13 protein-coding genes are annotated in these 12,457 nt (G+C 68.6%); 3 read left to right on the top strand and 10 right to left on the bottom strand.

Going from position 1 to position 12,457, the window contains the following annotated elements:
• Window positions 1-113: 113 nt before the first annotated feature.
• The 6 genes from ACFWZ4_RS06990 to ttcA form a co-directional block, all read right to left on the bottom strand.
• A complete protein-coding gene (locus tag ACFWZ4_RS06990) occupies window positions 114-1,034 on the bottom strand; it encodes an NAD-dependent epimerase/dehydratase family protein (protein WP_439704010.1) in 921 nt (306 codons plus the stop codon).
• A 123-nt stretch (window positions 1,035-1,157) separates the two neighbouring features.
• Complete coding sequence (locus ACFWZ4_RS06995; protein ID WP_439704011.1) at window positions 1,158-1,592, bottom strand: low molecular weight protein-tyrosine-phosphatase; 435 nt, start codon at window positions 1,590-1,592, stop codon at window positions 1,158-1,160.
• 72 nt (window positions 1,593-1,664) lie between these two features.
• Window positions 1,665-2,435: a M48 family metallopeptidase gene (locus ACFWZ4_RS07000; RefSeq protein ID WP_439704012.1), complete on the bottom strand. Its 771-nt coding sequence runs from the start codon at window positions 2,433-2,435 to the stop codon at window positions 1,665-1,667.
• 272 nt (window positions 2,436-2,707) lie between these two features.
• The gene (locus tag ACFWZ4_RS07005; RefSeq protein WP_439704013.1) at window positions 2,708-3,625 is read right to left on the bottom strand and encodes a recombination-associated protein RdgC; all 918 of its coding nucleotides are present in this window, start codon (window positions 3,623-3,625) and stop codon (window positions 2,708-2,710) included.
• Window positions 3,626-3,862: 237 nt separating this feature from the next.
• Window positions 3,863-5,062: an aromatic amino acid transaminase gene (locus ACFWZ4_RS07010; RefSeq protein WP_439704014.1), complete on the bottom strand. Its 1,200-nt coding sequence runs from the start codon at window positions 5,060-5,062 to the stop codon at window positions 3,863-3,865.
• A 40-nt stretch (window positions 5,063-5,102) separates the two neighbouring features.
• The gene (gene ttcA, locus ACFWZ4_RS07015; protein WP_439704015.1) at window positions 5,103-6,005 is read right to left on the bottom strand and encodes a tRNA 2-thiocytidine(32) synthetase TtcA; all 903 of its coding nucleotides are present in this window, start codon (window positions 6,003-6,005) and stop codon (window positions 5,103-5,105) included.
• 76 nt (window positions 6,006-6,081) lie between these two features.
• Between ttcA and ACFWZ4_RS07020 the strand changes: the two genes are divergently transcribed.
• A complete protein-coding gene (locus ACFWZ4_RS07020) occupies window positions 6,082-6,288 on the top strand; it encodes a YdcH family protein (RefSeq protein ID WP_231322986.1) in 207 nt (68 codons plus the stop codon).
• Window positions 6,288-6,884 carry a GNAT family N-acetyltransferase gene (locus ACFWZ4_RS07025; RefSeq protein ID WP_439704016.1) on the top strand — a complete coding sequence of 199 codons (597 nt, stop codon included), beginning with the start codon at window positions 6,288-6,290 and terminating at the stop codon, window positions 6,882-6,884. Before ACFWZ4_RS07020 ends, ACFWZ4_RS07025 begins: the two co-directional genes overlap by 1 nt.
• A gap of 115 nt (window positions 6,885-6,999) precedes the next feature.
• On the opposite strand, the gene ACFWZ4_RS07030 is transcribed toward ACFWZ4_RS07025, so the two are convergent.
• From ACFWZ4_RS07030 to ACFWZ4_RS07045, 4 genes are read right to left on the bottom strand one after another with little or no spacing between them, the layout of a single operon-like run.
• Window positions 7,000-8,001: a biotin/lipoyl-binding protein gene (locus ACFWZ4_RS07030; RefSeq protein ID WP_439704017.1), complete on the bottom strand. Its 1,002-nt coding sequence runs from the start codon at window positions 7,999-8,001 to the stop codon at window positions 7,000-7,002.
• A 9-nt stretch (window positions 8,002-8,010) separates the two neighbouring features.
• Entirely contained in the window at window positions 8,011-8,211 is a 201-nt protein-coding gene (locus ACFWZ4_RS07035) for a DUF1656 domain-containing protein (RefSeq protein ID WP_439704018.1), read from the bottom strand.
• Window positions 8,201-10,297 (bottom strand): FUSC family protein, encoded by a 2,097-nt coding sequence (locus ACFWZ4_RS07040; protein ID WP_439704019.1) that lies wholly within the window; start codon window positions 10,295-10,297, stop codon window positions 8,201-8,203. The genes ACFWZ4_RS07035 and ACFWZ4_RS07040 overlap by 11 nt, the downstream gene beginning before the upstream one ends.
• A gap of 15 nt (window positions 10,298-10,312) precedes the next feature.
• Window positions 10,313-10,810, bottom strand: coding sequence for a MarR family winged helix-turn-helix transcriptional regulator (locus tag ACFWZ4_RS07045; RefSeq protein WP_439704020.1), 498 nt, complete (start codon window positions 10,808-10,810; stop codon window positions 10,313-10,315).
• An 892-nt stretch (window positions 10,811-11,702) separates the two neighbouring features.
• Between ACFWZ4_RS07045 and ubiE the strand changes: the two genes are divergently transcribed.
• A complete protein-coding gene (gene ubiE / locus ACFWZ4_RS07050; protein WP_091334956.1) occupies window positions 11,703-12,455 on the top strand; it encodes a bifunctional demethylmenaquinone methyltransferase/2-methoxy-6-polyprenyl-1,4-benzoquinol methylase UbiE in 753 nt (250 codons plus the stop codon).
• Window positions 12,456-12,457: the final 2 nt, after the last annotated feature.

Here is a 12,457-nt window from a genome sequence, read left to right on the forward strand (position 1 = left end):
GCCGCAGGCATGCCAACGAGCGAGATAGGCCCCGCTCCCCATCCGACCGGGAGCGGCCACCGCGCGAAAGACACATGATGCCTTGCAAGAGCGCAGCGTGCGCGCGTTTCGCCCTAAGCGACCAGCGCGCCGGCTCCCTGCAGATGCCACGCGCACATCTGCTCGACCCCGTCGCGCAGCGGCATGCAGGGAGACCAGCCCATGCCGTTGAGGCGCAAGCCCTCGGGCATGGCTCCGGTGGGCTCGGGCGCGCGCGTCCGGTTGACTAGCCGCCCCCGGTAGCCGATGGCGTCGGCCGCCATGCGGGCCACGTCCGCAAAGGCAACTTCCTCCCCGCCATCGACGTTGACCGGTACGTCGCTGCTGTAACGGCGCATCAGGAACAAGGCCGCATCGGCGAAATCGTCGACCTGCAGCCAGGGCCGCGTCGCCACGCCATCGATCGCCAATTGCGAAAGGCCGTCCGCGTGCGCCTCATGGAGACGGCGGACCACGGCCGGCAGCACGCCGGCCTGTGCGCCCGGGCTGTCGCCCGGTCCGTAGAGCTCGGCCGGAACCACGCCGATCGCATCGAAGCGGTACTGCCGCCGGTACGCCTGGCACATGCGGATGCCGGCTATCTGCGCGAACGCCTCGCCGTCTTCATCCGGCTGGAATGCCGCGGACAGCAGCGCTCCTTCCCGCAGCGGCGGCAGCGCGCCGGCGGGATGGATGCTCGACGAAGCCAGGAAACACAGCTTGCGCACGTCCGTCCGCCACGCGGCATGGATCACGTTGGCCTGCACCGCAAGGCTTTCGCGGACCGCCTCGTCCGAGCGCCGGCCGGCGACGCCTTCGCGCGCCGCGGTGAGGAACACGTATTCGGGCCGGTGCCGAAAGAAGAACGCATCCACCGACGCGGGCCGGGCGAGGTTCACCTCGTCCGGTCCCAGAAAGCGGATGTTGTCGTAACCGGCCGCCCACAGGCGCCGTACCACCGCGCCGCCCACCCAGCCGCACCGCCCGGTGACGAGAATGCGCGCATCCAGGTCCATGACCCTACCCCGTTAGTTCACGCCGCGTAGTCGGCCCTGGACTCTCCCCGAGCAGCGGCCGGGCCCTATTCTGCACGCGACAGGCCAACAAGGCAGCAGAATTGTGCAGTGCGCCTCAAAACATCAAAGATGTTTCTGCCATGCATCGACGCCTTCTTCGATGAGCCGGTAGGCATGTTCGAAGGCGTCGCGCGACTTGCGGTAGGGGTCGGAGATGTCGCGATCACCCTGCCATTTCCCGAGCAGGAAGGCGCGCCCCACCGCGTGTGGCGAGTACCTGGCGAGGCTGGCGAGGTGGGCGCGCTCCATCACCAGGATCAGGTCGGCGGCGACGATCGCCGCCTTGTCCAGTTGGCGCGCACGGTGGGGCGATGCGTCGATGCCACGCTCGGCAAGAAGAGCGCCGGCCAGTGGGTCGATCGGCTTTCCCTCGAGCGCCGCCAGTCCGGCCGAATCGACGGTCGTGGCCCGCCCGCGCAGCCGTTCGCGCAGGAGGTATTCCGCCGTGGGACTGCGGCAGATGTTGCCGATGCAGACGACCAGGACCTTGTCGAACACGACCTTCCACCCAGGCGGTGACGAAAGAATGCGCCGCGCGTGCCCCGTCTTCCCGGGCAGCCGCGGCGATGGCTAATCGGCGACGTCGGCGACGAGGCGGTCCAGTTCCGCCTTAAGCGTGGCGCCGTTGACGCGCAGCCAGTCGCGCTGTTCGCGCCAGTTCGGGAACAGCGTGGCGACGAGCGCCCAGAAGCGCGGTGCGTGGCTGCGCACCTTGAGGTGGCACAACTCGTGCGCCAGCACGTAGCGCAGCGCGGCGGGCGGGGCCAGCGCAAGGGCGAGATCCAGGTTGATGCGGTCGCGGGTGTCCAGGCTGCCCCACAGGCTCTTCATCGGGCGGATGCGCAGCGAGGTGGGCGCCAGGCCCAATTGCGGAACGTAGCCCGCCATCCAGCGCGAGACGTCGCGGCGCATCTGCGCCTCGAAGTGCGAGGCGAGCAGTCCGCGCGCCACCGGCAGCGCGCGGGTATGCGGACGCGGAATCACCAGGGTCAGGCCGCCGTCGAACGACTCCACCCGCGGGTACGGGCCTTCGGCCCAATCCAGCAGGGCGATCTCGCCGCGCAAGGGAAATTCGGTCGCGTGCCCCACGCGCAGCGGCGGTAGCGGCTTGACGATGAGGTTGAGCTCGTCGAGCTTGCGCTCCAGCCAATCGGCATGGCTGCGCAGGAAGGCGCTGACCTGGGAGGGATGGGTACCGTTGGGGTAGGACACCCGGGCACCCTTGGGCGTGACTGTCAGGCGCAGGCGCCGCGCGCGCGGATGCGCGGCCTTGAGCACGCGGATCGTGCTGCCGCTTGCCGTTGCCAGTTCCAGCCAATCGCCTTGAAGTTCTGCTGCCATGGTCCGAGCCCGTCGGTAGAGCATAACCTTGCAACGGGGGGTGTGAGGAAAGGGTTGGATGGCGCCAGACCGCCATTTTGGGCCGGCGTTCACCTGGCGCTGACGGTTCGGTCTGGTCCGTCTGCCCACCGGGGAAGATGCCCCGAAGAGGCGGATGAGGGCCGGGGCCCGCGGGAGGGCCTGGACGAGCCATGCCGTTACGGGAGTCCACCGCGAGCGCGGCCCCTCACTCCCACTCAGCCCCCTCCGACGGGGAGAGGGAGCGGAAGCGATCAGGCATCCTTGGGACGCGGCAGACCGAACCATTCTTCGAGCTTGCCCAGCAGGCGCTCCACTTCGAGCGTGAACAGGGCGAAGCGGGCGTCGAGCTCGGCGGCGGCGTCCGGGGCGCTGTCGGCCAGTTCGTCCGTGACCACGTCCAGCAGCTTGAGCTTGCGCAGGATCAGGTCCTCGCCGAGCACGAAGCTGATGCGGTCGTCGAACACCAGCCCCAACTGGAACACCTGCTTGCCGTTGCGCAGGTGTTCCTTGATCTCCTCGCTCTCCAGGTCCTGCCGGCGGCATTTGGCGATGGCGCCGGTGTTGCTGCCCGGATCGCGCAGCTCGACCTCGTCGCCGAGCGCGAGGCCCGCCGGCAGCGTGCCGTTGGCGAGCCAGTCGGTCATCAGCACGCGCGGGCCCTCTTCCGGCGCCAGCGGCACTGCGGGGAAGCTGCCCAGGGCTTCGCGCATCTGGGTCAGCGCGTTCTCGGCCGACTTGCGGCTGGAGGTGTCCAGCACCAGCCAGCCCTGCTGGCGGTCGACGTAGGCGGACATGCGCGAGTTGCGCACGAAGGCGCGCGGCAGCAGTTCGGTGAGCAGGTCTTCCTTCATGCGCTTGCGTTCGCGACCGCCGACCTTGCGGCCTTCTTCCTCGGCGATCTTCTGCACGCGGCGGTGCAGTTCATCGTTGACCACGGCGGCCGGCAACAGCTTGTCCTCGCCGCCGACGGACACCCAGGTGCAATGCTTGACCGCATGGGTGAGCGCGGCTTCCTCGCCTCGGCCGATCGGCGGCACGAAGCCCTTGGTGAAAAGCTCCAGCGGGCCGCACGGACGCAGGCGGTGCTCGCCGAGCGCTTCGTCCAGGCGGGAGAGGTCTTCGGCGACGGCGGGGGAAAAGCGGAACAGCGTGAGGTTGCGGAAGAACATGGGAGATCCGGTTGGGAACAGTTCGCCCCGGGGGCCTGGCGGCCCTTCGACTTCGGCGTTGCGGCCTGCGCCGGGACGAACGGTTGAGGTTGGTTTCAGCCCTTCGACTGCGGGCCTTCGGGCCTGCGCTCGGGGCGGACAATGGAGGATATCGCCCAGGGCGAACGGTTGAGGTTATCCGATACCGTTGCCCTGAGCGTGGCGCTGCGAAGTCGCAGGGCTCGCGAGAGATCGGGACTAGCGGCTCACCGCCGCCACCGCCTCGGCCACGTAGTCGAGGTTGCCGCGGTTGAGTGCGGCCACGCAGATGCGCCCGGTGCCCAGCGCGTAGATGCCGTACTCGTCACGCAGGCGGTCGACCTGCGCGCGGGACAGGCCCGAGTAGGAGAACATGCCGGCCTGCTGCTGGATGAAGGCGAACCGCGGCGCACCGTGCGCGGCCAGCTTCTCGACGAGCCCCGCGCGCATCGCATGGATGCGCTCGCGCATGCCGGCCAGTTCGGCTTCCCACATCGCGCGCAGCTCGGGGTTGCCGAGCACGCCGGCGACCAGGGCGCCACCGTGGGTGGCGGGGCTGGAGTAGTTGGCGCGGATCGTCTGCTTGATCTTGGCGCGCAGGCGCGCGGCCTCGTCGCGGTCGGCGCCGACCATCGACAGCGCGCCCACGCGCTCGCCGTACAGCGAGAAGGACTTGGAATAGGAACTGGCCACCACGAAGGCGGCGATGCCGGAGGCGCCGAACAGCCGGATCGCCGTGGCGTCGGCGTCGATGCCCTCGTCGAAACCCTGGTAGGCGATGTCGACGAACGGCAGCAGGTCGCGCGCCTTGACCAGGTCGACCACCTGCTGCCACTGCTGCGCGTCGAGGTCCACCCCGGTGGGGTTGTGGCAGCAGGCGTGCAGCAGCACCACGGTGCCGGGCTCGAGCTTGCCGAGGTCTTCCAGCATGCCGGCGAAATCCAGGCCGTGGGTGGCGGCGTCGTAGTAGCGGTAGTCCACGATCTCGAAGCCGGCGTTGCCGAACACCACGCGATGGTTTTCCCAGCTGGGGCTGCTGATCGCGATGCGCGCCTGCGGCAGCACTTTCTTGAGCAGGTCCGCGCCCACGCGCAGCGCACCGCTGCCGCCGATGGTCTGTGCGGTCGCCACGCGACCGGCCTCCAGCAGCGGGGAATCGTCGCCGAACAGCAGCTCCTGGGTCAGCAGGTCGTAGGCGGCCAGACCGTCGATCGGCAGATAGCCGCGCGGCTTGGCTTGCGCGGCGAGCGACTGCTCCACCTCGCGCACGGCGCGCAGCAACGGGATCTGGCCCTGCTCGTCGACATAGATGCCCACGCCCAGATTGACTTTGTTCGGGCGCTTGTCGGCCAGGTAGGCCTCGGTAAGGCCCAGGATCGGATCGCCCGGGGCCATTTCAACATTAGCGAAGTGGGACACTTGAAAGACTCGCGTGGAAAGGGAAAGGAAGTATGGACGTCTAGACGTCGGCATCAGTGAACGCCGCGTCGGCCGGCTCGCCCGCCAGCCAGCCATGCGCATCGGCGCGTGCGACACCTTCGCGCGCGCCCAGCGCGGCGAAGTCGAACAGGTTGCGGTCCGCCAGCTGCGAGGGCACGACGTTGCCCAGCGCGCGGAAGATGGTCTCGCAGCGGCCGGGGTGGTTGGCATCCCACTCCCGGAGCATCCGGCCGATCGCCTTGCGCTGCAGGTTTTCCTGCGAGCCGCAGAGGTTGCACGGGATGATCGGAAAGGCACGCTCGCGCGCGTATTCGGCGATGTCGCTCTCGCGACAGTAGGCCAGCGGCCGGATCACCACGTGGCAGCCATCGTCCGAACGCAGCTTTGGCGGCATCGCCTTGAGGCTGGCGCCGTGGAACAGGTTGAGGAAGAAGGTGGCCAGGATGTCGTCGCGGTGGTGGCCCAGCGCGATGCGCGTGATGCCGTTCTCCGCGGCCCACTTGTACAGCGCCCCGCGACGCAGCCGCGAGCACAGGCTGCACATCGTCTTGCCCTCGGGGATCACGCGGGTGACCGTGCTGTAGGTGTCCTGCTCGATCACATGGAAAGGCACGCCGCGCGCGGCCAGGTAGTCCGGCAAGACGTGCGCGGGGAAGCCGGGCTGCTTCTGGTCGAGGTTCACCGCAACCAGGTCGAAGCGCACCGGCGCCTTGGCCTTGAGCGAGAGCAGCATGTCCAGCAGCGTGTAGGAATCCTTGCCGCCGGACAGGCACACCATGATGCGGTCGCCGTCCTCGATCATCTGGAAATCGGCGACGGCCTGGCCGACCTGCCGGCGCAACCGCTTCGCCAGTCGCGCGGCCTCGTGGGCCCGCTTGCGTTCGTCGCGGGGGTCGGAAAGAACGGTGGACATGGGCGTCATTGTACCCAAGCCCGCCCGCGCCATCCCGCGGGCGTTACACTGTTGGCCCGTTCATTCCCGTGCCGTCGCGCCCGCCATGCAGGTCCCCGATCCCATCCAGATCGCCCGCCGTCTGGCGGAGTTGCGCCAGGAGCACCGTGACCTTGACGCGGCGATCAGCCACATGGCCACGCATCCCGCGCGCGACGAATTGCAGCTGACGCGACTGAAGAAGCGCAAGCTGCTGCTCAAGGACGCCATCGCGCGGTTGGAGAGCAAGATGATCCCCGACCTGGACGCCTGATGCCGACGCCGACCGTGCTGGAGGACGCGCACGTCGTCCTGGAACCGCTCGATGCCGCACACATTCCTTCGCTGGAGGCTGCCGCGGCCGACGGTGAACTGTGGCGGCTCTGGTTCACCTCCGTGCCGGCGCCGGGACAGATGACGGCATACGTGGAGAAGGCGCTGGCCGGGCAGCGCGAGGGCCGCATGCTGCCGTTCGCGATCCGCGAGCGCGCCACCGGCGAGCTGGTTGGCAGCACGCGCTTCTACGATCTCGTGGACGATCCGCCGCGCGCGGCGATCGGCTACACCTGGTACGCGAAGCGCTGGCAGAAGAGCCACCTCAACACCGCCTGCAAGCGTTTGCTGCTGGAGTACGCGTTCGAGCGCATGGGCCGCGTGGCGGTGGAGTTCCACACCGACGGGCGCAACCTCGATTCGCAGCGGGCGATCGAGCGCCTCGGCGCGCAGCGCGAAGGCGTGTTGCGCGCGCACAAGCGTCGGCCGGACGGAAGCCTGCGCGATACGGTGTGTTATTCGATCCTCGAGCGCGAGTGGGCGGACGTGAAGCGGTGGCTGGAGTTGCGGCTGGCGCGGCTGGCCACTTCGCGGTAGCGGTTCCGCTTCGCGCAACGTCTTTCGCAAGCCCTTGATGCCTCATCCCGGCCCTCTGCGCTGAGGGGAGCGGGGGCAACGCCCCGCCGCATTGGAAGCGCTCGCCCGGAACTCCCTAGCGCGTCCCGCGCGGATGCACCTCGATCGTCGCGGTCATCCCTGCCGCAAGCACCATTCCCGGCGGCAGCCGCGCGGTATCGATCGCGACGCGCACCGGCACGCGCTGCGCCAGCCGCACCCAGTTGAAGGTCGGGTTGACGTCCGCCAGCAGGTCGCCGCCGGCGGGGTTGTCGCGATCGGTGATGCCATGCGCGATGCCGGTGATGGTGCCCTTCAGGTGCACGCCGCCGGCCATCAGCCGAACGTCGACCGGATCACCCACACGCAACTGCGGCAGCTTGGTTTCCTCGAAGTAGCCGTACAGGTAGTAGCTGTGCGCATCGATCAGCGCCAGCCGTGGCGTGCCGGTGGCGGCGTAGTCGCCCACGCGGACGGCGAGGTTGGTGACGTAGCCGTCGACCGGCGCGCGCACTTCGGTGCGCTGCAGATCCAGCTGCGCGCGGTCGAGTGCCACCTGCGCCTGCTCGACCGCCGCCGCGGCCTGCTCGCGCGCCGCGCCGGCCTGGCTGCCGCCGGCCTGGGCCTGCTGCCAGCTGGCGCGGGCGGCGCTGGCGGTGGCGGCGGCATCGCTGCGCGCCTCGCGCGAGATCACGTCGCCCATCTGTTCGCGACGCTGCGCCTGCGCCGCGTACATGCGGTACTGCTCCTGCCGCGCCCTGGCACTGGCTTTCGCCGCCGAGATGCTGGCCCCGGCCGCGCGCGCGCCGGCCTCGGCGGCGGAGAGGTTTGCCTGCGCCTGTGCCACCGCATTGCGGAAGCGCGCCTGGTCGATCACGAACAGCAGGTCGCCTTTGTGCACGGACTGGTTGTCGGCCACCGCCACGCGATCGACCAGCCCCGACACGTCCGGCGCCACGCGCACCACCTCGGCGCGCACGCGGCCATCGCGCGTCCACGGCGCGTACAGGTAGTGCTTCCACAACGCGTGGCCGAGCAGCACGGCGAGCACCACCACGACAGCGGTAGTCAGGAATCGGAGGAACGAAGCAGCTTTCATAGGTAAGGATCAGCGGATCAGCAAAAGTCCGGCGGCGCCGAACAGGCAGACGAACAGGGCGAAGCGGAACAGCGAGGGATGCATTAGATGCCGGTACAGGCCCGCGCGCCCGATGGCGAGGTCGAGCACCACCATCACCGCCAGGCTCAGCAGGAACACCGGCAGCAGGCTGGGCATCAGCACGCCGAACAACTCGATCTCAGGCGGCATCGGCCGGCTCCGGCGCGGGCATGTAGGCGGCCAGCGGCGATTCCTCGTCGCGCAGCGCGCTGCGCAGCTGGTACAGGTGTCGCCGCACGGCGGCGCCGCGCGGCGCGGCATGGATGGCCTCGAGCACGACCGCATCGGCGGTGCGCCAGCGCGCCGCGTCGGGCGTGCGGTAGAACGCCGCCACGGCATCGAGCGCCGCAAGCGCCGTGTCGCGTGCCGCGGCGGGCAGCACGTTTCCGCTCAGGTCCTGGCGCAACTCGATCACCGCGCGACCGCTTTCCTGCACCGCCAGCGACCAGGCCAGCAGATGGCGCGATTCGTCGCTGTCCGGCCGCGTGTGCGCGACCACCTGCTGCAGCAGGTCGCGGCTGACGCTTTCGAAGCGCCAGGCGAGCCCCGGCAGCGGCGCGCTGGCCGCCAGCGTGACCTGCTCGCGCAACAGGCGCAGCTGGCGGAGGCGCTGCCAGTGGGTACCGGTGACGCCGGGCATCACCATGAAAGCGACGCCCGAGAGGCCCAACCCAGCGACCTGCGCGATGGCGTCGTTGAGGAAGTGCGTGGGGTCGTACACCATCGGATTTTTCAGCGCGAGAATGTAGACGAATCCCAACGTATAACCGGCGCCGACGCCCGGCAGCGTGTCGCGCGTGGCCAGGTACGGTCCTATCAGCAGCAGTCCGGCGGTCGCGCAGATCAGCATGGCGAAGCCGTCGCTGCCCGGCAGCAGCACGAACACCGCCACGAAGCCCGCGGCCATGCCGCCGGCGTAGCCATACAGCGTACGCGTCGCCGCGGCGATCGGGTTCGGCGAGGCGGCCAGCAGGCCGGCGAAGATCGTCGCCAGCAGCATCGCACTGCCGCCGAACGCCCAGCCGCTGGCCAGCCAGAAGGCGGCGAGTACCAGCATGGTGAGAAAGGTGCGCATCGTCGCCACCGCCGCGCCGGCCAGGTCGTTGCCGCGGCGGAAATGCACCCGTTCCACGCTGCCGCGCAGGTTGCCGCCACGCAGCGAGGCTTCCACCGCGGTGAAGTCGGCCAGCTCGTCGGCGAAGCGCTGCACCAGCGCCGCACCGGTGTCGAACTCCAGCTGCGCGGCCGGCTCGTCGAAGCGCTCGCGCAACGCGGCGACGTGCGCGGGGAGGATGTCGACACAGGCGCGCAGGCGTCGGGTCAGCACCGCCGGCTCGTGCTGAGCCGGCGACGGCGGCGACAGCGCTTCGCCGATCGGCCGGTAGGCGTTGACCAGCGCCTCGGCGACCGCATCGCGACCGCGCCGCTGCAGGCGGTTGATGAGGTGATGCAGCGACTGGAAGCTGGTCGCCGCGGCCATGTAGCGCTGGTTTAGCAGGCGCATGCGGGCGCTGCGCGAGCGTACTTCCGGGTCTTCGAAGATCACCGAGGCGCGCAGATCTTCCAGGTGCACCACGGCGCGCACGAACTCCAGGTGCGCCTGCTCCATCCGCGCACGCGGCAGCGCGCCGCCGGTGCTCTCGCGCACGAAGTCGATGAAGCGCGCGAACTGGGTGCGCGCGCTTTGCCGCAGCACCACGCGCAACCGCTGCGGCAGCACCAGGTCGCTGCACACGGCCGCGACCCCGATGCCCAGCAGCACCTCACTCACGCGCATCACCGCCGAATCGAAACTGTTGAGCGGATTGCCCACCGCCGGCAGCGTCACGATGGCGGCGGTATAGCCGGCCAGCACGAAGCCGTAGGCCATGAAGTTGCGATACAGCGTGGCGCCGCCAGCGCACAGCGCCAGCCACGCCGAGAGGACGAGGAAGAACAGCTCGCGCTGCTGCGGGAACAGGGCGATCAGCGCCAGCCCGAACAGGCTGCCGGCCAGCGTGCCCAGTGCGCGGTAGAAGCTCTTGGCCAGCACCATGCCGCTGTGCGGGTGCATCACCACCGCCACCGTGATCATGGTGGTCGAGGGCTGTTCGAGCTTGAGCCACATAGCCAGCCAGGCGGCCGCGTACATCGCCAGCAGCGACTTGGCGACGAACAGCCAGGCGCGCGATTCCTCGGCGAGGAACGCGCCCAGCCAGGGCCAGCGCGGCAGCTTGGCGGTTGTGATGGCGGACATGGTTTGCGAAAGCCTTCAGGCGCGGCGGTCGAACCCGTCGAGGAATTTCTTGAGCAGCCGTTCCAGCCCGGCCTGCTCGCGCGCGGTCAGCCCTTCGGTCTGCTCGTCCAGCAGGGTGCAGATCGAGGGCAGGAGACGCTCGATCAGGGCAAGCCCGGCGGGCGTGAGGCTGAGGACCAGCTTGCGTCGATCGTCCTCGCTGGCGGCACGCCCGATCAGGCCCTTCTCGCACAGTTCGTTGGTAAGCCGCGTGATGTTGGCCGCCTTCTCGCCCGAACTGCGCGCCAGTTCCGACGGGCTCAACCCGTGGCCATCGGTGCCGTAGAGCATCATCAGCAGGTCGTATTGCGGATGGTTGAGGCCAAAGGGTTTGAGCGCCGCGTTGGCGTCGTCGTGGATGCGCTTGTGCAAGTGCTTGATGAGGCGCACGAGCACCGCCGGTTCGCGCGGGAACGCGGGGTGGCGCCGACGGGTGACGGCGAGGCGTTGTTCGGTGGGGAGGAAGCTGCTCATGGGGATTTTGGCTGCTTGGGTGATATTACATTTATGTACTAAATGACGCAATGGCAGGCTCGTGGGTGGCGTCGCTCACCTGCGGAGATGTCCAAGGGAGCTTTTCGTTCTTGCGGGGATCTTCCGCGACCTGGCTCGCCTGCCGCGGGCTTCCGATCGCCTGACGGCGCTCGGGTCACTTTTCTTTGCGGGCCCAAAGAAAAGTAACCAAAAGAAACGGCCTGCTAAGCCCGGTGTAGCTAAAAAGCTAGGTGCCACCTCGCTTTGACGGGTGAGCCGCTCGCTCTTAGAGGAGCTGCCGCCGCTTCACCGCGGGCGCTCGGGAGTTGAGGCGAGGGAGGTATTCAGCGATTTGATAGTGCCGGCTCGAGTGGCTCGCTCGCTTGCAAAGCGGGCGCTCGCCGTTTGCTTGCTCTTAGCCTCGCGATCATCAAACGGACGAACGGTGCCTTCGTACCTGATCACTTCCGTCGGCCTGTAGATCGTTCGGGCCAGAACACCGACCGCTCTTGAAGGGCAAATCGGTAGCAGCTCCACGCTGCCGCAAACCCACCCTTGCCCCAACTCCCGAGCGCCCGCGGTAAAGCGGCGGCAGCTCCTCTAAAAGCAAGAGACTGGCCCGGCAAGGCGACGTGGCGCCTAGCTCTTATCCCACACCGGGCTTCGCAGGCCGTTTCTTTTGGTTACTTTTCTTTGGGCCAGCAAAGAAAAGTGACTCGAGCGCCGGCAGGCGATCGAAAGCCCGCCGCAGGCGAGCCCAGTCGCCGCAGATCCCCGCAAGAACGACATGCAAGGCAACGTCCATGCAAAAGCATCCCCGCGAGCCTCGGCCCCTCACCCCAGCCCTCACCCCGGTGGGGAGAGGGCGCCAGAGGCTGTAGCATTGCCGCCCATGAGCGAGCAGTCCAAAACTACCCATTTCGGCTTCCGCGACGTCCCGGTAGGCGACAAGCAGAAGCTGGTCGGCCAGGTATTCACCTCGGTCGCGCGCAGCTACGACCTGATGAACGACCTGATGTCGTTCGGCGTCCATCGCCTGTGGAAGCGCCACTTCGTGGCGATCAGCGGCGTGCGGCGCGGCGACCGCGTGCTGGACCTGGCCGGCGGCACCGGCGACATCGCCGCGCTGCTCAAGCCGGTGGTCGGCGACGAGGGCGAGGTGGTGGTGGGCGACATCAACGCCGCCATGCTCGGCGTGGGCCGCGACCGGATGACCGACCGCGGCCTGGTCGGCGGGCTGCGCTGGGCGCAATTGAACGCCGAATGCCTGCCCTTCCCGGACAACAGCTTCGACGCGGTGACCATGGCCTTCGGTCTGCGCAACGTCACCGACAAGGACAAGGCACTGGCCGACATCTGCCGCGTGTTGAAGCCCGGCGGTCGCGCGCTGGTGCTGGAGTTCTCGCGCGTGCAGAGCGAGCTGTTCGGCAAGCTCTACGACTTCCATTCGTTCAAGGTGTTGCCGAAGCTCGGCCAGCTTTTCGCCGGCGACGCGGACAGCTACCAGTACCTGGCCGAGTCGATCCGCAAGCACCCGGACCAGCAGACCCTGAAGGGCATGATGGAAGCGGCCGGCTTCGGCCGCGTCGAGGTGCGCAACCTCACCAACGGCATCGTGGCGATCCACAAGGCCTGGAAGCTCTGAGG

The sequence above is a fragment of the Frateuria sp. GZRe12 genome (assembly GCF_051900535.1).
GTDB lineage: Bacteria > Pseudomonadota > Gammaproteobacteria > Xanthomonadales > Rhodanobacteraceae > Frateuria_A.